We start from the raw sequence: 21,139 nt of genomic DNA, 5'->3' as shown, positions 1-21,139 counted from the left end.
TGGCGGTAAGTGTCTGCTGCTGTTTTAAACAACCTTTTTGAAGGCTGTTTTTTATCAGGTTGAAATAGTGCCAGCGTTTGTACGGTGAAGACAATACATAATTCTAATCTCTTGATTATCAATTTGTTTTAATAAAATACTGTTTTATTCGGATTTTGATATCTGTAATCTTTGCCTGTTGCTTTGCGGTAGGGAGAAATCAGCAGGCAGTTCATTGTGGACCGGTTGATGAACAATGCCGTCTGAAAGGGCTTCAGACGGCATTTTGTTCGGACGGGCGGGCTTATTTCGCAGCCTGTCCGCCCTCTTTGGCAAAATATTTGGCGTAGATCTTGTCGTATTCGCCGCTTTCGCGTACTTTTTCCAACGCATCGTTCAGCATTTTGACGGTTGCTTCGTCGCCTTTGCGTACCGCGATGCCGTAGTGTTCGGTGGTGAAGTCGGGCAGGGTAACGAAGTCCATTCCTTTGGCCGGGTTGTTTTTCACATAATTGGCGATGACCGCGCTGTCGCTGACCACGGAATCCAAGCCGCCGTTTTCCAGTTCTTTGATAATCAGGGGGACGTTTTCAAAGCGCGCGATTTTCGGATTGTCGTTGCCCAAGAGTTTGGAAACGGAGAAATCGCCCGTGTGGCCGGTAACCACGCCGACTTTGTTCATCTTTTTCAAATCGTCGGAAGAAGATACTTTTTTGCCTTTCGGAACGAGGACGACTTGGGTGATTTCAAAATACGGGTCGCTGAAGTCCATAGACTGTTTGCGGTCGTCGGTAATGGTTACGCCCGACATGACGATGTCCGCATCGCCGTTGTTTAAGGCGGGGAAAAGGCTGTCCCACGGCTGGTGTTTGAATTCGATTTTAAAATTGCCCGCCTTCGCCATCGCGTTCATCAAATCCACGTCGAAACCTTCGACATTGCCTTTCGAGTCTAAAGATTCAAAGGGGGCAAACTCGGCGTTGGAAGCCACGCGGTACACTTTGCCGGGGTTGGCGGCAGGCGCGGCGGCATCTTTGCCCTGACCGCCGCAGGCAGACAGCGCGAGTGCGGAACAGGCAAGGGCGGCGGCAATCCATTTTTTCATATTCATCAAAATTCCTTTCGGTAATCAAAAAGCCTAAAAAATCAGTTTAACATAAAATTAACGTTCCTTTTCACGGAAAAACGCATAAGTAACGTCGTGGAACAAATCCGTATGCGGGCTGTCCTCATAGCTCAATTCTGCCAAGGCGTCCTCAAAAGCAAGCTGAATCGACTCGACCGCGATTTCGGCGGTGTCTGCGGGAAGGGCGCGGATCAGGGCTTTGAAGGCGGTGGACAGGACGTGGTTCTGCATACGCAGCACATCGTTTGCTTCTTCCAGATATTCCAAACGCTGTTCGATGCTGCCCATGATGTATCCTCGCGAATCTGTTAAAATGCGCCATTATATCAAACTGCGCTTTGGGCGCGGGTTTGCCCGCCTGCAAAGATTAAGAACCGGAAGCCGAAAAAATGGATACAAACAATCAGGATAAAGAGCCGAATTGGGAAAAACGCCTGGAAAACCTGCGTCAGACGCGCCGTATGAATACCGCGCCTGCCTATGTGCCGCTGACCAAACCTTCTGAAGTCGGAAAGGAAGAGCCCATACCGAAATTGGACGATGCAAACCGAGACCGTGTGTTAAAGGCGTATCTGAAGAAATGGCAGGAAGAACACAACAGCGCCGTTGCCGATTGCGGCGAGGAAGTCGAAACCGACCCGATGATCGTCCTTCAGGAAAACTGGCTCAACGCGCAGGCTTCCCTGCAAATGCCGGTTTCGGAAAAACACATCGAATCGCGGCGGAGAATCCGGTTCGATGCCAAAAAAGACAGTGCCGAATTTGAAACCGCACAGATTGAGGGCGGGGAAAACGCCGATGCGGCAGAATCCGGTACGGCGGCAGACGGGGTTGCGGAAAACGGCGAAGGCGGTGCGGAAGAGGCGTTGATGCCCGTCCAAATCAATATCCTGAACCCGAAAGCCGTCAACCGGCGCGAAGTGTTCTGCCTGTCCGAACAGGAGCTGACCGAACGGTTGATCAAACGCCTGCGCCCGCATCTGACCGATACCGTCAACGGCATGATCCGTACGGCGGTGCAGAAGCAGATGGCGCTCTTTACTTATCAGCTCCAGCAAATGCTGCACGAGCAGGCGGGTGCGGTAGTCGAAGACGTGTTGGAACACGATGTCCGTAAAATCCTCAACGACATCAAGTACGAATTAAAATACAAACGCTGATTGCCATGCCGTCTGAAAGCCGTGTTCAGACGGCATTTTCCTGCCCGTCCGACTTGAAAGCCTCATGGAACAGGCGCAAAATATTAATAAATTAAACAACGGGTGCACGCCCCGTTGCCGAACGGACAAAACCGAGGAATCACCGATGAGCAAAAAACTTCATCCGCAAACGCTCGCCATACGCGGCGGCAAAGAACAAACCGGATACCGCGAACACAATCAGGCATTGTTCCTGACCAGCAGCTTCATGTGGGACAACGCCCAACACGCTGCCGATTTGTTTTCAAAAAAAATCAAAGGCTTCACTTATACCCGTACCGCCAACCCGACCATCGCGGCCTTTGAAAAACGCATAGCCGCTTTGGAAGGCGCGGAACGCGCGGTCGCCACTTCGACCGGCATGTCCGCGATTCAGGCGGCGTTTTTCACCTTCCTGCAGGCGGGCGGCCATGTGGTTTCCAGCCGCAGCCTGTTCGGCACGACCGTCGGCTTTATCAATAACATCGTTACCAAATTCGGCATCGGAGTGAGCCGCGTGTCGCCGACTGATATAAATGAATGGAAAGCCGCCGTCAAAGCCAACACCAAACTGCTGTTTTTGGAAACGCCGTCCAACCCCTTGGGCGAAGTGGCCGACTTGGAAGCCTTGGCGGAATTGGCGCACGGCATCGGCGCGCTCTTGGTGGTGGACAACAGCCTGCTGTCGCCCGTCGGCTCGCAGCCTTTGAAACACGGCGCGGATATTTCCGTTTCCTCCGCCACCAAAGCCATAGACGGACACGGGCGCGTGATGGGCGGCGTGTTGGCGGGTTCGGAAGAACTGATGGCGCAGGTCGCCGTTTACTGCAACTCTTGCGGTTTGGCGATGTCGCCGTTTAACGCGTGGCAGTTGTTGGGCGGCGTGGAAACCCTGTCGCTGCGTATGGAAAAACAGTTTGACAACGCCTTGAGAATCGCGCAATGGCTGCAAGAGCAGCCGCAGGTTCAAGCAGTGTACTACACCGGATTGCCCGACCATCCGCAGGCGGAGCTTATCCGCAAACAGCAAAACGGCGGCGGCATCGTCATCGGTTTTGAAGTCGCCGACCAAGCAGCCGCGTGGAAAGTCGTGGACGGCGTGGAACTCTTTTCCCGTACCGCCAACCTCGGCGACGTGCGCTCGACCATCACCAATCCGTGGACAACCACGCACGGCAGGATGCAGCCCGAAGAAAAACTCGCCGCCGGTATCCGCCCCGGACTGGTGCGCCTGTCGGTCGGTTTGGAATATGTTGGCGATTTGATTGACGATTTGAAACAGGCACTCGCGCGCTGATTGCGTGTTTCAGACGGCATCGGCGGAAAAATGCGGCAGATGCCGTCTGAAACCCTTATTGCGTATGGCATACACATCAACAATAGGAAAAAATATGGATGAAGCGGTTTTTGCCGATTGGGCGTTGAAAATCTGCCTGACCGGTTTGATTATTTTTTTGGGTTTTATCGTTTGGAATTTGGGCAAGGAGTCCAAAGCGGGCAAATTCGGCATCGCCGTTTTGTTTTTGGTTTTGGGCTTGGGTGTGTTCGGTTTTGTGTTCAAAGAGTTATTGATTAAGTTTTTGGTATTGCCCAAATAGGTTTGCCGTCTGTCGAAATGCCGTCTGAAATCATAAAAAGTAATCTGCACCCTAAAAGTTTGATTTAACCGCCAACTGATTAAGGTGCGGGTTTTTATGACAAAATAAAAATCATCTTTCCGCAATCATTCCCACGGATGCGAAAGCCTGTCTTTTTGAATCCCGGATAATTTTACATCGTCATTCCCGCGCAGGCGGGAATCTAGTCCGTTCGGTTTCAGTCATTTACGATAAATTCCTGTTGCCTTTCATTTCCGGATTCCCACTTTCGCGGGAATGACGGAGGAGCGGATAAATTCTCGCAATCTAAAACCTTATATATTGCGCTCCATAAGGGGCGCATATTTTTAATCCTTGTAAAGCCCCTTAACTCTAGTCAGTGAAGGGGCTTAATCATGTTTATTTTCTATACTGTCAATCCCGAACACGTATATTTCCCCAAAGCATACATCATGAAAGTGTTCAAGGATAAAGGCTACGAATCCCAATGCATCACAACAGTTTCTTTTTATATCTGCAATCCGACTTTGAAGCAAAAGACCGAAAACGAAGCGTATGAATACGGCAGATTGTTTGTTAAAGAACTGATGCATAAGGAATGCAACCGTGAAAGCCTTTGAAGATAAAGCCTTGGCGGTGTCCGCGGACATGGCGGACGCGTTAGCGGACGGCGGGGCTGCGGCAACCGCCGTAGGCTGCCCCCCTAGGCTAATAGGGGGGGAGCAAAATAAAACCCCAAATCCGAAGGGTGCGGAAAAAACAGAAAACCAAGAATTTCAATTCGAGTATTTCAGTCATTTTGTATCGGACGGCAAAGGCAGATTTATAGAAATACCGTTAAGGCGTGGCAGGGATGACGGAGCGTTCATAGACCAAATCACTTTCACGATACATGAAAATTCCATGACGAAAGTAACCGGAAAGGGATTGGTATCAGATACGGAATTCGTTGTCCGGTATAGCGAGCTGCTTGAAGAAATCTTGGGATTCGGCATTACCAAAAAATTACCGTTTAAAGGAAAGTTTTTCTATCAAAGCTGTTATCAATTCGGGCCCGATAACGTCGAATACGGAAAGGTTCATTACGGCGGCCAATGTGAAACGATGTTGGTTGAATTGAACGGTACAGGCTGCATGGCTGCTTTACCCGGTTGGGAAAACCGATTGTATGAATTTTTAAGTAAATGCGTCCGACCCAAAATAACCCGTATCGATGTCGCCCATGATTTTTTCAACGGAGAGTACACACCCGATCAGGCAATGTTAGACCACGATAACGGACATTACGACGTACACAATATGCGGCCAAAAAGCGAATGTCGCGGCACGGCATGGCGCAATGAAGACGGCAGTGGAAAAACTTTTTACATCGGCAAGCGCGAAAATTCAAAATTTACCCGTGTTTACGAGAAAGGCAGACAGTTTGGAGATGTTGATAGCCCTTGGGTCAGGTTTGAGGGGGATATAGAAATACCCTTGGATGTCCTACTTTATTCGGGGTCGTATCTAGGCGGCGCATATCCGATTTGCAAGGAGATTTTTAAGACAGAAGCCAAGCGCATGGAAGTAAAAGTTAAAAACGTTAATCTGATATTCGACGTTAAGCTTTTTCATGCAAGGAATCAAGTCGGCAAGATGGTTAATTTCCTCCGCGATATAGGGTGGGACGATAGCAGGATAGTTGATGAGCTGGTGAAAGGCGTTGAAGGTTATCCAAAAGGTTTACAGCCTGAGCAATACGATTGCAAAAACCAAACGCAGAAATTCCAGTATATCCACGAAGAACAGAAAGCCATTAACGCATTGAACATTGAAACACTGTTTGATGATTTGATTGAAGAGAGAGAATACGCATTTCCTCAAGACAGGGAACGGCAACACATCAAGGATATTGAGTACGAGGAACGTCAAATATCCGATTTTTTAAACAACTGAAGGAAATTGAAAAATGTTTGAAACAAGCCAAGTAACCACATATACCGCCACTTTGTTGGGCGCAAAAAAATTCAAAGGCGAAATCGACGGTAACAAAATCGATTCATGCACCGTCTTGGTAGCCAGCCCCATGCCGTCAAACGGCAATGCCGTGGGCTTTACCTCGGAAAGCATGAAGTTTGGTGACAGCCATAATTTTGAAAAATTGAAAAACCTTAAATTCCCCTGTGCGGTTGATCTAACCGTTGCCATGGAATCAACAGGAAAAGGCTTAGTGCAGAAATTGTTGGATTTCCAAGTAAAGGGCGCAGCACCTAAAGCCTAAGAAAGGCTGAATCATGAGCAGATACCAACAGAAATTTATCGTACAGGAATTGGAAAATCACGAATTCATCTATCCCGATTCGTTTGGCGATATTGGATTTACGTCGAACATCAAATCAGCCGGTAAATATGACAGCTATGAAGACGCTTTTAGCTCGGCATTGGAAGAGATAGGCGGGGAATTTGTAATTTTCGGATTCTACGAAAAAGAAGATTAAGTTTAAGAGGCTCGGCAGGCGGTCTCTAAAACCTTCACAAAGCCCGCAAACACATTTTTTTAAAAATTTCGTAAAGGAAAATATCATGAAATTTATTAACACCTGCCGTAAATACGGCGCAAAACTGGCTGTTGTAACAGCCGCCCCGCTGGCTTTGGCGGCACAGGCAAACGCAGCGTTGCCCGAAACGGCAAAAAACGCTTTGGAAGCCGCAAAAGCGGACGGTATGGAAGCCGGTTGGATTGTAGTGGGCGTTTTCGCCGCGCTTTTTGTATTTTCCATCGTTAAGAGGGTGATGAAGTAAGGCGGCATGTACTGCCAAGTCGGAAATAAATGTCTTGAGAAGCACCGGGCCGAAAACCTTTATTTCAGCTTGGTAGTACCAAGAATCCAAGAAAACGGACAGATAATCAGGCCGGAATATAACGGCAGCATGTGGAAGATGTCGGACGGTCAGCCGCTAAGGCTTTCATTGGCGGAATGCAGTCCGAAAGACAACCTGCAAAGCGGTCTTGAAACAGGCCGGATAGTATTCGGCGTCCTCGCGTCCGTTTACTTTGTTTCCCTGCTGAAAAAGGTTTTGAAATGATGGATTTTTATTTCTATCTCGGCGTTGCCGTCCCCGTATTAATCGGGGCGGTTCTGTTTAAGGATTGAGCGCATGAAGTTATGGTGTCAAAATCAGGCTTTCAAAACAACCTTTGAAAGGCAGAACCATGAACAAGCCGTTTATCACGCAGGCGCAGTTGGCACTTTATAAATATCAGCCGTCAAGCGAGTATTTTGGGCAATCGATGGCTTTTATTGCTCAGAAAGAATTTGAAGAATTTGTTAATAACGTAAAAGAGTACGATATTTTAGAGAGCTTCTCTTATTTCTTAAATAAGAGGGTCGCACATAATATTTGGAAGATTTATTTTTCTGATGAGTCTGTTATTTTTATAAGAAAATCAGAAGAGAACGGAAAAACTGTTCATGAATTCGTTTATCAAGAGTACACCGATAGTTCTGATTTTAATTCTATGTTCGAGTAATTCTTATTCTGAACCTGTAAGATTAGAAAAATCACAAATTAAATTTCAATCAAGTAATAATTTAAAATCAATTGGTTTTAAATTAGATTCAAGTTCTAACACTTTTTCCAAATTCACAGAAGCGGCAAATTTCGAGCACATCCCCACGGGCGCAAAAGCCCGAATCAACGCCAAAATAACCGCCAGCGTATCCCGCGCCGGCGTATTGTCGGGGGTCGGCAAACTTGTCCGCCAAGGCGCGAAATTCGGCACAAGGGCGGTTCCCTATGTCGGAACAGCCCTTTTAGCCCACGACGTATACCAAACTTTCAAAGAAGACATAAAGGCACGAGGCTGCCGATACGATCCCGAAACCGACAAATTTGTAAAAGGCTACGAATATGCTAATTGCCTTTGGTACGAAGACGAAAGACGTATTAATAGAACCTATGGCTGCTACGGCGTTGACAGTTCGATTATGCGCCTTATGCCCGATCGCAGCAGATTCCCCGAAGTCCAACAACTGATGGAAAGTCAAATGGAAAGGATTGCTCGTCCTTTTTGGGATAAACGGAAAGAAGAAATTCCTAAAGATACTGCTTTAAAGTGGCGTCTTTTTCCTTTTAGTCATTGTGAATTTTTTTGGAACGGCGGCGGTTGTTTTGTACGTAACGGTGATAATTTAATTCATCGAGTTTATTTTAAACTTGGCCGCAATCCGAAATACAAAGAAGAAATGGATGCCAAAAAGCCGGAAGAGATTTTATCGTTGAAAGTCGATGCCGATCCCGACAAATACATAAAGGCAACCGGATATCCCGGTTATTCCGAAAAAGTAGAAGTCGCACCCGGAACAAAAGTGAATATGGGGCCCGTCACGGACAGGAACGGGAATCCCGTTCAGGTTGCCGCAACATTCGGCAGGGACGCGCAAGGCAACACCACGGCGGATGTACAAGTAATCCCGCGTCCCGACCTCACGCCCGCAAGCGCGGAAGCACCTCACGCACAGCCGCCGCCCGAAGTATCGCCCGCCGAAAACCCCGCAAACAACCCGGACCCCGATGAGAACCCCGGCACGCGCCCCAATCCCGAACCCGACCCCGATTTGAATCCCGATGCAAATCCCGATACGGACGGACAGCCCGGAACAAGCCCCGATTCCCCGGCCGTTCCGGACCGCCCAAACGGCAGGCATCGCAAAGAAAGGAAAGAAGGCGAAGACGGCGGGCTTTCGTGCGATTATTTTCCGGAAATCCTAGCCTGTCAGGAGATGGGCAAACCTTCGGACCGCATGTTTCACGATATAAGCATACCGCAGGTTACAGACGATAAAACATGGTCTTCACATAACTTTTTACCGTCTAACGGCGTATGTCCGCAGCCGAAAACCTTTCATGTTTTCGGCAGGCAATATCGGGCAAGCTATGAACCGTTGTGCGTGTTTGCCGAAAAAATCCGTTTTGCCGTACTGCTCGCCTTTATCATTATGTCGGCTTTTGTCGTTTTCGGTTCGTTGGGGGGGAATAAATGCCATTACTTGCCGGCCTGATTCCACTTTTAGGCATACTTCTGAAAATGCTGATTGTCAGAATCATCCTTGCAACAGGTCTGACATTCGTAACCTATGCCGGGTATCTCGCCGCACTGGAAAAGTTCAAAGGCTACACGGCAAATGCGATCAATTCCATGCCTTCCGACATATTGAACCTTCTTTTAATTTCGGGATTCGGTCAGGGGTTGGGCTGCCTGTTCGGCGCATTCTCGTTCTTCATTGGTATGCACGCATTCAAAAAACTGACGTTTGTCTTTCCGGGATGAGGTAGAAACATGATTTATCTGTTTACGGGAAACATGGGGGCAGGCAAAACCCCCCGCGTCGTCTCTATGATTTTGAACAACGAAGACGGATTGTTCAAAATGGAATTGGAAGACGGCACGGAGGCAGACCGGCCGCTTTATTTCTGCCATATCGACGGATTGGACAAACGAAAATTCAATGCCCGCGAACTGGCGGAAGGGCAAATCATGTCCGCCCCGCTTCGTGATGTCATACCGGAAGGCGCGGTGCTGATTGTTGGCGAAGCGCACTACACTTACCCGGTACGCGCGGCAGGCCGTCCCGTTCCGCCCTATATTCAGGAACTGACAGAACTCCGCCATCACGGGCATACCGTCATTTTGATGACGCGGCACCCGAGCCAACTTGATATATTCGTCCGCAACCTTGTTTCAAAGCATGTACACCTTGAACGCAAGGCAATCGGCATGAAACAGTATTATTGGTATAAATGCGTAACCTCGTTGGACAATCCCGCGGGCGTAAGCGGCGTAGAAGCCGCAAATTGGAAACCGCCTAAAGAAGCCTTCAAATACTATAAATCATCAAGCCGGCACCAAAAGTTCAAGAAAAAAGTGCCTTGGGCGGTTTGGGCGTTGATTGCGGTTGTAGGGTTTGTAGGCTGGAAAAGTTACGGCATGTTTCAAGTTTACAGCAAAGCCACAGACAGCCGGATTGAGCAGGAAGCGCAAAAAGAAAGCGTTGTGCAGACGATGACGGAGCAGACGGCATCATCAGAAACAGCGCCTTTTGAGCATTCCGACAATCTGAAACCTGAAGACTTTGTGCCGACTTTGCCCGAAAAGCCCGAAAGCAAGCCTATTTATAACACAGTCCGACAAGTAAAAACCTTTGAGCAAATCGCCGGATGCATAGACGGCGGAAAATCAGATTGCACATGCTATTCAAATCAAGGAACACCCTTGAAAGAAATAACAAAGATAATGTGTAAAGAATATGTGAAAAACGGGTTGCCTTTCAATCCTTACAAGGACGAACGGCAAAGGACGGAACAGGCGGCACAGTCCGCGAAAGCGGACAAGCCCCAAGTTCTCGTAATGGGCGGAAAGTCCTAATAAAATTTAATGTACGACAACTGAAGAGCGCGGAAAACCGTTTGAAGGAATCGGCGGCGGAGTCGTAAAGCAGAAAGTTCTTTTTAAAATCATATTCTGAATACTAAATCTGAGGATGTCATGATTCACAAACCAAGATATATCAAAATTGTAGATGAAAACGGGGATTTCACACGTGTTCTCCGTCTCCATAAGTTCCCGGACACGTCGAAAGTTTTTTATTTCGAGCCTATGTTCTGGCTTAAAGATGGTCGGCTTGCCCGGAAAGACAGTTTGTTTGAAGTTGATTACATTTACGGTGCAGACGGTTGCGGGTTCTTGCCGTCAAATTTAACGGAGTTCAGAAAATATTGCCGGAAAAAGCACCAAAAGTTTAAGGACGATGAAGTTTTAGTAAACCGTTACGCGGTCGATTTTTTGGGTGCGAAGGAACCCCCATATGACGACCGCCATGTGACTTCAGTCAAATATTTTGTTTGATAAAACCAAAATCACAAATTCAGCCACTACCCCTCAGGATGGCTTGGGCGGAGTGAAGGGGGTTAACTGCTAGAATGGCTGTTTTTTTTTGGGCGTATCTCAGTCCGGAATCACTCCGTTAGTGGGTTTGCGGTATTGAAAAACAGTTCATAAAAAAGGAAAAGGGGGAAGCTTTGTAAAGATTGGGTGCGTTACCCAATCTTTACGAATACCCCCTTTTCCTTTTTTATGAACTGTTTTTCAATACCGCAAACCCACTAACGGAGTGATTCCGGACTGAGATACGCCTAAAAAAAATCAGACATTCGGGTCGCAACAGGAATCTTTACCAAAACCTGCAACCCAAATAAAATCAGACACGGCAAAGGAATAGCTACCCTTTGCCGAAACCGTCCGGCCTGAACAAACCACAAACTTAAAGTTTGATGACGAGAATAGGCGGGCGGTTTTCTTGTTTGTGAAATTGAGTAGTATCAAAGAACACAGATTCTGAATATATAAGGGTAATCCCATGCGTAACGCCGTAGGATTGGATATATCCAAGCTGACATTTGACGCATCCGCCATGGTCGGCAAAACGGAGCATTCGGCAAAGTTTGACAACGATTCAAAAGGTTTAGATCAGTTTTCGGACCGGTTGAAAAGCTTGGGATGTCAGAATCTGCATATCTGCATGGAGGCAACGGGAAACTATTATGAAGAAGTTGCCGACTACTTCGCGCAGTATTACAGCGTTTACGTAGTGAACCCGCTGAAAATAAGCAAGTATGCAGAAAGCAGGTTCAAGCGAACCAAAACAGGCAAACAGGATGCAAAACTGATAGCGCAGTATTGCCGGTCGGCGCAGGAAAGCGAGCTTGTAAAGAGGCAGAAGCCTACGGACGAGCAATACAGGCTTTTACGGATGACCGCAGCATACGCGCAAATCAAAAGCGAATGCGCGGCAATGAAAAACCGTCATCACGCGGCAAAAGATGAAGAAGCGGCCAAAGCATATGCGCAAATCATCAAAGCCATGAATGAACAGCTTGAAGTTTTAAAGGAGAAGATAAAAGAGCAGACGGAGAAGCCTAACTGCAAGGAAGGCGTGAAGCGTCTTGAAACCATACCGGCAATAGGCAGAATGACCGCAGCCGTATTGTTTCATCATCTAACATCTTCGAAATTTGAAACATCAAACAAATTTGCAGCGTTCGCAGGCTTAAGCCCGCAACAAAAAGAATCCGGGACAAGCGTAAGGGGAAAAGGCAAACTGACCAAGTTTGGCAACAGGAAATTACGCGCCGTCTTGTTTATGCCGGCCATGGTCGCATACCGGATAAGGGCATTTCCCGACTTCATCAAAAGGCTGGAAGAAAAGAAGAAGCCTAAAAAAGTCATCATCGCAGCATTGATGCGTAAACTCGCCGTTATTGCGTATCACGTACATAAGAAAGGCGGAGATTACGATCCATCGCGTTACAAATCGGCGTAAATCCCGAAAGGAAAAAAGGCATTTTTTAAATGCCTGCTTTGCCGCGTCTGAAATCCGGTGAATTTTCAAATATTGAAATTCAATGGGTTGAAAATGAATTGTAAAGATGCTGTTGTCAATTAAAGTAGTATCTCGTCAATATCCGACAATCCCGACATCAAATCAAACTCCTAAACATCCCAAATGATTCCAAATTCTACCGCAGCCCGCGCCTGCACCGTTTCGGATATGGCGGACCTCGGCAGGAACGCCGAACCGCCCGCAATTGCGGCAAACAATACAACCTATATCCGCCACTTTTTGCAGATGTGATTTTTCCGCTTCGGTTTTACTTTTCATCCAACTCCCCCACCTCCACCGCCAAACCGCCGCCTGCGACCGGCTCGTCGGCGTAATCGGCGGCAATGCGCCGCACCTGCCTGTCGTTGTGATAGGCAACGCCTTGAAGCGCGTCCAGCGCAACCTTCAGGGCGTTGTCCAAATCGATCACCGTCTTGTTTGCGCCGCCGTCTTTGTTCGCTTTGGGTATCAGCCGCACATATACGGCAACCGCGCCTTCGGACGGCATCGCGCCCGCTTCTTGCGCGATACGGCGGACGACGGACTTATACGCCGCCGCCTCCGCGCTCCTGACCGCCCTGTTGCGCCAAATCCGCCAATATCGGTTTGCCGATACGGGGTAAGGCAGGATAAGGCGTATCACGCGCATTCCCCTGCCGGTTGCGTCCACAGGCCGGCGCCCAATATCGGGCAGGCGGCGTGCGCGGCGCGGATGTATCCGTGCAGCCTTGCCGCCGTCATCGCGCCGGCTCCCGCCGCCGCGCGTTTTTCCGCGCGCTTTTGCCGGACTGCCTTGTTGCGGCAGGTTTTGCACGATTTGTAATAATAGACCCCCCCTTCCTTGCGCGGGACGGCATTAAACCCTTTCTCCAACGGCTTGGTCCCGCCGCAGGCCTTGCAGGTGCGCATTTCTTCCGCCATTTTGATTTTTCCTTTTGTTTTTATGTGTTTAATATCCGAAGCCGTCGAAGTCGTCTTCGCCTTTGCCGTCGCGCTTGCGGCGCAAAACCGCGTCGGCGGCTTCCACCAAAAGCCATACCGCCAACGTCGCCGCCCCGGCAAACGACAGCGCGGTGATGATGCTTAACAGGGTATCCATTGTTTTATTTCCTTTCGGTCGGTTTTATGGGTCGGGGTCGGATTCCCGCCGCCTCCGTCATTCCCTCGCAGGCGGGAATCCGGACCTTGGAACAACAGCAATATTCAAAGATTATCTGAAAGTCCGGGATTCCGGATTCCCGCTTTCGCGGGAATCACGGCGGTCGGGTTGGCGGGTCAAATGCCTCCGCCCGCCGTTTCAGGCGGCATCGGGCTTTCAGGGTGCGGGGCCCGCCCCGCTTCAGGCGGCATTTTTTCCAACAAATCTTCGACACAGGCGGCCGCCCACGCAAAATTGTCTTCGCCGTCGCGGATGTAATAAGCGGCGGAGATGACGGCAAGCAGCGCGGCCTCCGTGCCGCCGTCGAACCCGCAATCTTTCAGACCGGCGTACATTTTTTCATAGCGGCGGCATTTGAGTTTCTTGAACTTCGGCGCGTCGGCGCGTTGGCGTTCCAAGTACCGCAGGGCTTTTTCCAAGTCTTCGCGCCCGCCTTTTTCCTTGTGCCGCCAGATGTATTTGAAGGCGTTGCCGAGGTTGAAGTTGAGGTATTGCGCAAACCCGACGCACTCGAAGGCGCGGTTTTTGTAATAGCCCGGGTTGGTATTGCCGCCTTGTTGCGGCGCGGCTTCCGTCCGGACGGTTTCGGTTTGCGTGTTTCGGACCGTCATTCCGTATTTCCTTTCAAATTTGCGTTTTAACGCGTTTTTTAAATCTCGGGTAGGCTGGGGTATTCCCCAAGCGTTTTACCCGCCTTCCCGCTCAAATTCGGCGCATTGCGGGGGGGGGATATTCCCCAAGCACCGCCGTCCTTTTTGCGACTGCCGCCCCCGATGCCGTCTGAAACGCCCCGGCGGCGCACGGATTGGTTCGCGGGTAGTACGTCGCTTTTTCCTCCGCATTCCGCGCCTTCGCGCATTTCGCAAAACCGCGCACCGGCGTGCCGGTGTTGGTTTTGAAGTCGGCATGGTTGCAATAGAAACAGGTTTCACGCACGGTAGCTCTCCCAGTCGAACGGAATCAGCTTGCCGCCGCCGTCCCGCAGCCTGTCCCTGATCCGCGCGTCGGTGTTTTCGCGGAAGGCTTCCGCCGTCAGGTTGGTCAGCACCAGCATCGGCATCAGCCGCTCGTACCGGGCGTTGACGACGGAAAACAAAATCCGCCCGTCCGTTTCCGACAGACTGCCCGCGCCGAACTCGTCCAGCACCAGCAAATCGGGCTTCACGAAAACCCCGACCGCCCCCGCCTCGCCGCCGCCGCCGCCGAAACTGTCCTTGACCGTCCGCAGCATATCGCCCACCGTGATGACCAGCGCGCTTTTGCCGGCGGCGATGACTTCGCGGGCGATGCCGCAGGCAAGGTGGTTTTTGCCCGTGCCCCTCCTGCCCGAAAAAATCATGCTCCGCCCCGTCTGCAACACATCGGCGAAGTTTGCCGCATACTCGGCGGCGGCCGCCTTCGCCCTCGCCATCCCCGGGATCGAATCGCTGACGGCGTAGTTTTCAATCCGGCAGTTTCTGAACCGCGGGGCGATGCCCGAACGCCCGATGCGTTTTTCCAGCGCGTCGCGCATCGCCTCGCGGCGCAGCGTTTCCGCGTATGCCGCCATTTCGTCCGCCGCCTCCAGCTTCCGGCAGGCCGGGCAGCCCGTCCACACGCCGCGCAAAACGCTTTTCGCCGCGTATCCGCCGTGTTCCGCGCATTGCCGCCGTTCGGTCTGCACACTGCAGAAAGCCCTCAAAAAATCAGACGCGCCCTTCAAAGCCATACCAAGCCCCCTCAAAAATCCGTCGTCGGCATATCGCCGTAGCTTCCCGCATCCGGCACGGCGGCGGTTTGGTTGTGCGTCGGGCCGCCGCGGTTTCCGGACCTGCCGAAAGTTTTGTTTTGCAGCCAGTCGGCGCGGAAGCTGCCCCAGCCGCTGGCGATGGCGTACTCCGCCGCCTGCAGCGCCGTCATCCCGCATTTCTCCGCATCGGCGGCAATCAGGCGCATTGCCGTTTCCGTCAGCGGCTGCCGTTTTGCCTTGCGGACTTGCAGGAAGTCCGCCGCCACCTGCCCCGTGATGCCGTAGTCGGCAAGCAGCGAAAGCTCGGTTTCGTGCCTGCCGGTTTTTTTCGCCTTCGCCGCCGGTGCGGTTTCGGGAGGCGCCGTTTGCGGTTTCGCAGGGTGCGGTCCGGCAGGGGCGCGCGCGCCGCGCGCATTTGATCCTGACGGTTCTACTGACGGTTCTACTGACGGTTCTACATATAAGGAACCGTCAAAATCTGACGGTTCGCCGCTCAAAATCTGATGGTTCTTAGCGCAAAATCTGATGGTTCTTAGCGCAAAATCTGATGGTTCATCGCTCAAAATCTGATGGTTCTTAGCGTCAAAATCCGAAGGTTCAAAATCCGAAGGTTCAAAATCCGACGGTTCAAAATCCGACGGTTCAAAATCCGACGGTTCGTAATCCAATGGTTCTTCCCACATTTTTGCCTGCCGCGCCGCCTTCCGTTTTGCCGCCTCCGCATAGCATTTTTCAAGCAGGGCGACGTTGATGCGGTAGATGTCGGACTTCCTCTCCCGCCCCCTCTGCCGCCGGGCGGACTTGATGAAATTGTTATCCTTCAGCCACTTGATATGCTGCCGTACGGCGGTTTCGGCGAAGCCCGTATCTTCCGCCAGCGTTTCTTGCGACGGATAACACAAGCCCTCGTCGTTGGCGCAGTCGCACAACTTCACCAAAACAAAACGCTGCCCCCTCGGGATACCCGTTTTGAAAGCCATCCCCATCAGCCTCGCACTCATACTTCCGCTCCGTTTTTGACAATCGAATAATGCGTAACAGGCTTCCCGCGGCCGCCCGCCTTCATGCGCGGCTTGGCAAACACGAAGCCCCTGCCTTCCAAGTCGGTTATCCGTGCCGCAAGCTGCGTCACCTTCAGGTTCTGATAAGCCTCAAGGGATGTGATGCATCCCTTGTTACGGATGTAATCGACAATTTGTTTGCATTGCGTTTGTTTTTGATTCATAATCGCCTTTCGCCGTTACCTGAACCGCTTCCCTGCAATTCAGGGGGGATTACCCGCCCCGTGCGGGTTTTTCTTTATCGGCCGCCCGTCTGTCCGGGCGGTCAGCCGTCTTTCCGATTTGCCGTCACCCCGTTACAACCGAGTTTCCACACAACGGCCGACGGAGTAAAAAAATGCCGTCCGACTTATCCTTCATACTCGCCAAAGAGCTTATCCGCAGCGGTTCTATCCGCTTAAGCGGCAGTACGGCCAAAGGACAAGCCGGAGAATTGGCGGTATTCATCCGAACACTTCATCAAAAACCCGAAGAATCGGAGCCAAATACCGATGACGAATATTTAATCGGGCTGCTTTCCAAGTAATTCAAAGCCGTCTTTCAAACCCGGCGCGATTCTGTAAACCTCATCGCAGCCTTTGGCGGCGGCTTTCAGCATCGCCTTTTTAATCAGCCGTCTGTCTTTCTTCGACAGGCGGTTTCTGTCCTGCTTCTTCATTTTTTTCCTTTCCGGTAAATTGCGGATGACTTCCGCTTCAATTCGGTTATATCAATTAACATCTGACCCGACGGGCTTTTTATTTGGGACAAACCCTGAACTCCGAAATTAATTCAGAAATAGAAACCTTATTTTTTGTCAACAACATAACGTCTTTATAAAGACGCTTTGGCGTTACTGCCCGTCCGTTTTCTATCTGCCATAGAAAAGACAGGGATAAGCCAAGTTTTTTAGCGTATTCCGTTTTTGCACCACGCTGTTCTGACAGCGTTTTAATAAATTCTGAATGAGTCATTCTGTAGTTTCACCGTAAATATTTAATGAGTTTAGCAAATATTAAACGCATAGGCAAGAAAATTTAATATTTGTTTGTTTAGCAGAAACTAAATAAAATTGAATCCCAATCTGAATGGAGCGCGAAAATGACTAATAGAGATCTGAAGGCCATCCGTATCGATAATTTAAAAAGATTCTTTGAAAATAAAAAGTTGCCGGTTAAAGACAAAAGCCTTTTATCTCAATTGATGAGCGGTAAAGCATCTTTTGGCGAAAAGGTAAGCAGACGGCTTGAAGAAGAATATGGGATGGGCAGTCTGTACTTGGATTCCGTTCCGAGCGAACCAACGCCCGTCCTCATCAACCCCGACCTGCCGCACGAAGTCAAAGACATCCACCGCCCGATGATGTGGAGCAGTAACGACCCGCTGCCCGACGATGATTATGTTTTCGTCCCCTACCTCAAAGAGAGCTGCTTCAAAGGCGGGGCGGGCGCGTATGAAATCCCCGACTACAACGGCTACCGCCTGCCGTTCGGCAAATCAACGTTAAGGCGCAAAGGCATCAACCCCGACAACGTCTTCTGCTGCACCCTGACCGGCGACAGCATGGAGGAAAAAATCGCAGAAGACGCGGCAATCGCCGTAGATACGGGCGAAACCGCCATACGCGACGGCAAAATATACGCCTTTGCCCAAGACGGCATGTTCCGCGTCAAATACCTGATACGGCAGCCCGGCAACAGCGTGCTGATACGCAGCCACAACAGCGGCTTCTATCCCGACGAAACCGCCCCTTTGGACAGCCTGTCCGTTATCGGCAGGGTATTTTGGTGGAGCGTGTTGGATTGATGCCGTCTGAAACGGCAGGGCAAGTATTTTTCAAATATATCCGCCCGATATGCCGACGGCGCGGACAGCCTGCCGATACCGGATAATTTGCACAAATTATTTCTTGAAATAATGGGCCGGCGGCCTTAATATACAGAAAAATAACAACGGAAACAGAAAATGCTGAACGCGTACGACGTGGCAGATTTCTTCCTTTCCCCTTTTGAAGAAGAGGACGGGGAGCAAATCTCCAATCTCAAACTTCAAAAACTCCTGTATTACGCACAAGGCTACGCCCTTGCCATACTTAACCGCCCCCTGTTTGCCGAAAATATCGAACACTGGCAGCACGGTCCGGTAGTCCCCTGCATTTACCGCACCTACAAAAAATACGGCGGCAGCCCATTGCCTGCGGCCCATATCGAACCGGACAAATATGCGGACGAAGAGTTGGTTGTCCTCAACCGTGTCCGTAAAGAGCAGGGCTGCTACACCGCTTGGGCATTACGCAATAAAACCCATCAGGAAGCGCCGTGGATACAGACCCGGCAGGGCGAAGTCATAGGGATTGCGCTGATGGGGGAATATTTCCGCCATGCGCTGCCGCAGACGGATTACAATTTCAATCTTGAAAAACTCAAAACAGCCGTTGAAGACAGCTTTGTCAGCGTCCCGCATTTCAACGGCGCCGACGACTTGGAAAAATGGTTGGAGCAGTAAATGCAGGTGCTGCTTGGCGAAGACTTCAAAAGAGCGTTGAAAAACTACCCCAAAGAAGACCGCAGAAAAATTGCGGAATTTATCGCACACGTCCAACAGAACGGCTTATCAGGGTTACCCGGCAGGAACAAATCCAGCGACAACGTACCGGCAGACGATCCTCAATGGCTGGAAAAAGTCCGATTTGCCCAACGGCACAACCTTTGGCACTATCACATCGGCATTCCCAAATACAACGGCGGCAGGTATGGCGATTTGACATCCGCCTATATCCTTCACTATACCCTTTGCGACGGCTTTATCAAAATCATCGGTTTTGACAGACACCCGCCTTTTATCCTGCCCGATATTCCCAAATAACCTTGTCTTACCCCCCTTAAGACAGCCCCTCGAGATACCGCCTGCAAATCTTTGCCAAAGCCTGTACGCGGCTGCCCCCGGCTTTTTCCACGGCGGCAAGGATAAGCTCCACGTCTTCGGCACGCCCCTGCACTGAAAACTGCCGGTATTCGCCGCTTGCCAGTTTTGCCTTTGTCGCCGCCGCCGCCGTTGCCGCGCGCAATTTTTTAGAATGCCCGCTGTTGGAATTTGCCATTTTTAAATCCTTATAGTAGAGTATGGGAAAGATAAGAGGAAGGGCAGCCTCCTTAACTGCCCTGCAAATGGTTAATCGTTAATCACTTGTTTTGTATTTCCCTACCACGCTGGGGAGCTTGCAAGGAAATACAAAATCACACAGATTAGGATTTTCTTAATCACATTGCCTCCTTTCTCTTTCAGGTTGCCCCGTATCGGCTGATACGGGGTTTCTTCATTTCCTAATCTATGAGTTTATTATATCATATGATATAATAAACGCAAGTATCGAAATACCCTACACGCGCAGAGGGCATTCTTTCCTAAACAACCGCCTTAATAGGCGGTTTTTTTGCGCCTGCGAAATCTCAAAAATAAATTCTTTTAATAATCAAAATGTTCAGTATTTATTAAATAATCACTAAACATTTTACTTGACTAGATGTTAAGTGTTTACTAAACTACACCCATCGAAACAAACAACAACTTGAAGGAAACGAGATGAACGAATTAATCAGCAGAATAAATCGGTTTGGCGCGAGGGCAAAGGACGGGCAAAGCCTTTTATTGAAAGTTGGTGAAATCTGCCGCGACGCAGCAGCGACATGGACCACTAGAAAAAGCGAAAGCCTCAATCACACTGCCTTCACTTTTACAGTGAAAAAAGACGGCTTAAAAGAGAAGGTAATGATTGTTTTGTAAAGAAACCAACCCCACCCCGAAAGGAAACAAAAATGGAAGCAAATAAATTTGAAGTGAAAAGTTTGTCAGACCTTATAAAAGTCTTTGCAGGCATTGCTGCCGATTTCGAAGCGGCAATGGGTGTAAAACGCGCCGACATTTCAACCGAATTTGACGAACCGCAACATGAGCCGCAACCGCCGGTAACAGTTGCCGAGCAAAAAGGTATCAACGACTTTGCCATCGGCAAGGAAGTCATCATCCGCACTTATTCGGCAGGCGTTTGGTTTGGTGTGTTGAAACAAAAAGCAGGCAATGAAGTGATTCTGACAAAAGCGCGCCGAATGTACAGCTGGTGGGCAAAGGAATCAATCAGCCTGTCAGGTGTCGCACGACACGGCATCAGGCAAGACGGCAGCCAAATTTGCGGCGAGCTTGATTCCGTATGGCTCGAGGCGATTGAGATTATCCCAGTAACAGGCGGCGCGGCTGAATCAATCCGCACCGCGCTGGAGGTCGACCAGTCATGAGTTATCTAGATCAACCATTGAAGCACGGCTACGGCAACGGCAACGGTAGCGGCAACGGTAGCGGCTATGGCAACGGCTACGGCAACGGCTACAGCAACGGCAGCGGCAACGGCTAAACCTTAAAACCGCCCGAAGCTATATCTGCCAAGCCGGGGATAGCACAAAGCGATGAAGTATCGAACTTCAAAGCGGGGCAACGGCACGGCGAAACAGTGAATGCTGCGGGCGGTTTTCTCAAACGGAAAGGACGAAGGCGGTGAAATATTACGGCACGGCGGCTTACGGCAGCCCCGATTGGGGGATGGAAAGATATTACGCGCGGGAGGATATGCGGCAGGCTTTGGACGGTTGGGAGGCGGAAAACCGAATCCTGCACGAATCCGGGTTGATTGAGATTGCCAAAAAATCGGCGCGGGAGTTTGTCCGCGATGCGGACGGCGAACCTTATACGCAGGAGGATTGGGAAACGTACCTTACGGAAGATGCTTCCCGTGTCGGTAAAGATACCGAAGCCGCGATGAACTACGCCATAGACGAGCGGGAATGGTTCGCGCTGGCGGAGAACATCGGCAGGCTGGCAAATTCATAGCGGGCATAGGAATGCCGCGCCGTCAGCCG

At 50.2% G+C, this 21,139-nt stretch carries 35 protein-coding genes; 22 read left to right on the top strand and 13 right to left on the bottom strand.

The genetic code is table 11. From position 1 onward, the window contains the following. Window positions 1-283: 283 nt before the first annotated feature. Both HT085_RS08155 and HT085_RS08150 read right to left on the bottom strand, forming a co-directional pair. Window positions 284-1,090, bottom strand: coding sequence for a basic amino acid ABC transporter substrate-binding protein (locus tag HT085_RS08155; RefSeq protein WP_003691772.1), 807 nt, complete (start codon window positions 1,088-1,090; stop codon window positions 284-286). 51 nt (window positions 1,091-1,141) lie between these two features. Further along, entirely contained in the window at window positions 1,142-1,393 is a 252-nt protein-coding gene (locus HT085_RS08150) for an NGO1151 family protein (protein WP_003689748.1), read from the bottom strand. A 101-nt stretch (window positions 1,394-1,494) separates the two neighbouring features. Between HT085_RS08150 and HT085_RS08145 the strand changes: the two genes are divergently transcribed. From HT085_RS08145 to HT085_RS08075, 15 genes are all read left to right on the top strand, one after another. Then, the gene (locus tag HT085_RS08145; RefSeq protein WP_003689746.1) at window positions 1,495-2,265 is read left to right on the top strand and encodes a hypothetical protein; all 771 of its coding nucleotides are present in this window, start codon (window positions 1,495-1,497) and stop codon (window positions 2,263-2,265) included. 145 nt (window positions 2,266-2,410) lie between these two features. Further along, complete coding sequence (gene metZ, locus HT085_RS08140; RefSeq protein WP_003691769.1) at window positions 2,411-3,580, top strand: O-succinylhomoserine sulfhydrylase; 1,170 nt, start codon at window positions 2,411-2,413, stop codon at window positions 3,578-3,580. Window positions 3,581-3,674: 94 nt separating this feature from the next. Continuing rightward, window positions 3,675-3,881 carry a DUF2788 domain-containing protein gene (locus HT085_RS08135; RefSeq protein WP_003689742.1) on the top strand — a complete coding sequence of 69 codons (207 nt, stop codon included), beginning with the start codon at window positions 3,675-3,677 and terminating at the stop codon, window positions 3,879-3,881. 395 nt (window positions 3,882-4,276) lie between these two features. Beyond that, entirely contained in the window at window positions 4,277-4,501 is a 225-nt protein-coding gene (locus tag HT085_RS08130; protein WP_003689739.1) for a hypothetical protein, read from the top strand. A gap of 28 nt (window positions 4,502-4,529) precedes the next feature. After that, complete coding sequence (locus HT085_RS08125) at window positions 4,530-5,816, top strand: replication initiation factor domain-containing protein (RefSeq protein ID WP_003691767.1); 1,287 nt, start codon at window positions 4,530-4,532, stop codon at window positions 5,814-5,816. A gap of 13 nt (window positions 5,817-5,829) precedes the next feature. Next, entirely contained in the window at window positions 5,830-6,141 is a 312-nt protein-coding gene (locus tag HT085_RS08120) for a hypothetical protein (protein WP_003689737.1), read from the top strand. Between the two features lie 13 nt (window positions 6,142-6,154). Then, the gene (locus tag HT085_RS08115) at window positions 6,155-6,358 is read left to right on the top strand and encodes a hypothetical protein (protein ID WP_003689736.1); all 204 of its coding nucleotides are present in this window, start codon (window positions 6,155-6,157) and stop codon (window positions 6,356-6,358) included. An 85-nt stretch (window positions 6,359-6,443) separates the two neighbouring features. Beyond that, window positions 6,444-6,662 (top strand): major capsid protein, encoded by a 219-nt coding sequence (locus HT085_RS08110; protein WP_003691584.1) that lies wholly within the window; start codon window positions 6,444-6,446, stop codon window positions 6,660-6,662. Window positions 6,663-6,668: 6 nt separating this feature from the next. Further along, complete coding sequence (locus tag HT085_RS08105) at window positions 6,669-6,947, top strand: hypothetical protein (protein WP_003691583.1); 279 nt, start codon at window positions 6,669-6,671, stop codon at window positions 6,945-6,947. A 127-nt stretch (window positions 6,948-7,074) separates the two neighbouring features. Beyond that, entirely contained in the window at window positions 7,075-7,392 is a 318-nt protein-coding gene (locus HT085_RS08100; protein ID WP_003689167.1) for a DUF1132 family protein, read from the top strand. Next, a complete protein-coding gene (locus tag HT085_RS08095) occupies window positions 7,334-8,923 on the top strand; it encodes an IgG-binding virulence factor TspB family protein (RefSeq protein ID WP_172763945.1) in 1,590 nt (529 codons plus the stop codon). The genes HT085_RS08100 and HT085_RS08095 overlap by 59 nt, the downstream gene beginning before the upstream one ends. Beyond that, entirely contained in the window at window positions 8,902-9,192 is a 291-nt protein-coding gene (locus tag HT085_RS08090) for a DUF2523 domain-containing protein (RefSeq protein ID WP_047917922.1), read from the top strand. Before HT085_RS08095 ends, HT085_RS08090 begins: the two co-directional genes overlap by 22 nt. A gap of 9 nt (window positions 9,193-9,201) precedes the next feature. Next, window positions 9,202-10,287: a zonular occludens toxin domain-containing protein gene (locus HT085_RS08085; RefSeq protein ID WP_003691565.1), complete on the top strand. Its 1,086-nt coding sequence runs from the start codon at window positions 9,202-9,204 to the stop codon at window positions 10,285-10,287. 120 nt (window positions 10,288-10,407) lie between these two features. Continuing rightward, window positions 10,408-10,767, top strand: coding sequence for a hypothetical protein (locus HT085_RS08080; protein WP_003689732.1), 360 nt, complete (start codon window positions 10,408-10,410; stop codon window positions 10,765-10,767). Between the two features lie 511 nt (window positions 10,768-11,278). Further along, window positions 11,279-12,241, top strand: coding sequence for an IS110 family RNA-guided transposase (locus HT085_RS08075; protein WP_048596800.1), 963 nt, complete (start codon window positions 11,279-11,281; stop codon window positions 12,239-12,241). Between the two features lie 328 nt (window positions 12,242-12,569). On the opposite strand, the gene HT085_RS08070 is transcribed toward HT085_RS08075, so the two are convergent. From HT085_RS08070 to HT085_RS08040, 8 genes are all read right to left on the bottom strand, one after another. Next, window positions 12,570-12,950, bottom strand: a complete 381-nt coding sequence (locus HT085_RS08070) for a RusA family crossover junction endodeoxyribonuclease (protein WP_017147222.1) — start codon at window positions 12,948-12,950, stop codon at window positions 12,570-12,572. Next, on the bottom strand, window positions 12,941-13,222 hold the full coding sequence (locus HT085_RS11900; protein ID WP_003689109.1) for a hypothetical protein: 282 nt from the start codon (window positions 13,220-13,222) through the stop codon (window positions 12,941-12,943). The genes HT085_RS08070 and HT085_RS11900 overlap by 10 nt, the downstream gene beginning before the upstream one ends. A gap of 28 nt (window positions 13,223-13,250) precedes the next feature. Continuing rightward, on the bottom strand, window positions 13,251-13,400 hold the full coding sequence (locus HT085_RS08065) for a hypothetical protein (RefSeq protein ID WP_003689110.1): 150 nt from the start codon (window positions 13,398-13,400) through the stop codon (window positions 13,251-13,253). Between the two features lie 176 nt (window positions 13,401-13,576). Then, window positions 13,577-14,071 carry a DUF3310 domain-containing protein gene (locus HT085_RS08060; RefSeq protein WP_003691434.1) on the bottom strand — a complete coding sequence of 165 codons (495 nt, stop codon included), beginning with the start codon at window positions 14,069-14,071 and terminating at the stop codon, window positions 13,577-13,579. 38 nt (window positions 14,072-14,109) lie between these two features. Then, the gene (locus HT085_RS08055) at window positions 14,110-14,376 is read right to left on the bottom strand and encodes a hypothetical protein (RefSeq protein WP_172763933.1); all 267 of its coding nucleotides are present in this window, start codon (window positions 14,374-14,376) and stop codon (window positions 14,110-14,112) included. A 12-nt stretch (window positions 14,377-14,388) separates the two neighbouring features. Beyond that, on the bottom strand, window positions 14,389-15,168 hold the full coding sequence (locus tag HT085_RS08050; RefSeq protein ID WP_025455804.1) for an ATP-binding protein: 780 nt from the start codon (window positions 15,166-15,168) through the stop codon (window positions 14,389-14,391). Between the two features lie 11 nt (window positions 15,169-15,179). Then, window positions 15,180-16,190 (bottom strand): helix-turn-helix domain-containing protein, encoded by a 1,011-nt coding sequence (locus tag HT085_RS08045; RefSeq protein ID WP_014580341.1) that lies wholly within the window; start codon window positions 16,188-16,190, stop codon window positions 15,180-15,182. After that, on the bottom strand, window positions 16,187-16,414 hold the full coding sequence (locus tag HT085_RS08040) for a helix-turn-helix domain-containing protein (protein WP_003691442.1): 228 nt from the start codon (window positions 16,412-16,414) through the stop codon (window positions 16,187-16,189). The genes HT085_RS08045 and HT085_RS08040 overlap by 4 nt, the downstream gene beginning before the upstream one ends. A 173-nt stretch (window positions 16,415-16,587) precedes the next feature. Here HT085_RS08040 and HT085_RS08035 point away from each other — a divergent pair, with 173 nt between their 5' ends. Next, a complete protein-coding gene (locus tag HT085_RS08035) occupies window positions 16,588-16,776 on the top strand; it encodes a hypothetical protein (protein ID WP_003691445.1) in 189 nt (62 codons plus the stop codon). Here HT085_RS08035 and HT085_RS08030 read toward each other — a convergent pair. Together HT085_RS08030 and HT085_RS08025 are read right to left on the bottom strand one after the other, a co-directional pair. Beyond that, the gene (locus tag HT085_RS08030) at window positions 16,753-16,908 is read right to left on the bottom strand and encodes a hypothetical protein (RefSeq protein WP_003691446.1); all 156 of its coding nucleotides are present in this window, start codon (window positions 16,906-16,908) and stop codon (window positions 16,753-16,755) included. The two genes, HT085_RS08035 and HT085_RS08030, sit on opposite strands and share 24 nt — an antisense overlap. A gap of 79 nt (window positions 16,909-16,987) precedes the next feature. After that, a complete protein-coding gene (locus HT085_RS08025) occupies window positions 16,988-17,203 on the bottom strand; it encodes a helix-turn-helix domain-containing protein (protein ID WP_223169978.1) in 216 nt (71 codons plus the stop codon). Between the two features lie 127 nt (window positions 17,204-17,330). On the opposite strand from HT085_RS08025, the gene HT085_RS08020 reads away from it, so the two are divergent. The 3 genes from HT085_RS08020 to HT085_RS08010 all read left to right on the top strand — a co-directional run bounded on the left by HT085_RS08020 (window position 17,331) and on the right by HT085_RS08010 (window position 19,094). Continuing rightward, window positions 17,331-18,035 (top strand): S24 family peptidase, encoded by a 705-nt coding sequence (locus HT085_RS08020; protein WP_003702453.1) that lies wholly within the window; start codon window positions 17,331-17,333, stop codon window positions 18,033-18,035. A gap of 159 nt (window positions 18,036-18,194) precedes the next feature. Beyond that, window positions 18,195-18,734: a Panacea domain-containing protein gene (locus HT085_RS08015; protein ID WP_003695998.1), complete on the top strand. Its 540-nt coding sequence runs from the start codon at window positions 18,195-18,197 to the stop codon at window positions 18,732-18,734. Beyond that, window positions 18,735-19,094, top strand: coding sequence for a hypothetical protein (locus HT085_RS08010; RefSeq protein WP_003691733.1), 360 nt, complete (start codon window positions 18,735-18,737; stop codon window positions 19,092-19,094). It begins immediately after the preceding gene. A gap of 16 nt (window positions 19,095-19,110) precedes the next feature. Here HT085_RS08010 and HT085_RS08005 read toward each other — a convergent pair whose 3' ends face one another. Then, on the bottom strand, window positions 19,111-19,329 hold the full coding sequence (locus tag HT085_RS08005) for a hypothetical protein (protein WP_003691731.1): 219 nt from the start codon (window positions 19,327-19,329) through the stop codon (window positions 19,111-19,113). 482 nt (window positions 19,330-19,811) lie between these two features. Here HT085_RS08005 and HT085_RS08000 point away from each other — a divergent pair, with 482 nt between their 5' ends. The 3 genes from HT085_RS08000 (at window position 19,812) to HT085_RS07990 (ending at window position 21,110) form a co-directional block, all read left to right on the top strand. After that, on the top strand, window positions 19,812-20,012 hold the full coding sequence (locus HT085_RS08000; RefSeq protein ID WP_047919800.1) for a hypothetical protein: 201 nt from the start codon (window positions 19,812-19,814) through the stop codon (window positions 20,010-20,012). Window positions 20,013-20,044: 32 nt separating this feature from the next. Beyond that, window positions 20,045-20,521 (top strand): DUF6948 domain-containing protein, encoded by a 477-nt coding sequence (locus tag HT085_RS07995; protein WP_003691526.1) that lies wholly within the window; start codon window positions 20,045-20,047, stop codon window positions 20,519-20,521. A 256-nt stretch (window positions 20,522-20,777) separates the two neighbouring features. Then, window positions 20,778-21,110 (top strand): hypothetical protein, encoded by a 333-nt coding sequence (locus HT085_RS07990; protein WP_003691528.1) that lies wholly within the window; start codon window positions 20,778-20,780, stop codon window positions 21,108-21,110. Window positions 21,111-21,139 lie beyond the last annotated feature (29 nt).

The organism is Neisseria gonorrhoeae, assembly GCF_013030075.1.
Classification (GTDB): Bacteria; Pseudomonadota; Gammaproteobacteria; order Burkholderiales; family Neisseriaceae; genus Neisseria; species Neisseria gonorrhoeae.
This window is presented reverse-complemented; position numbering and strand designations above follow the sequence as displayed.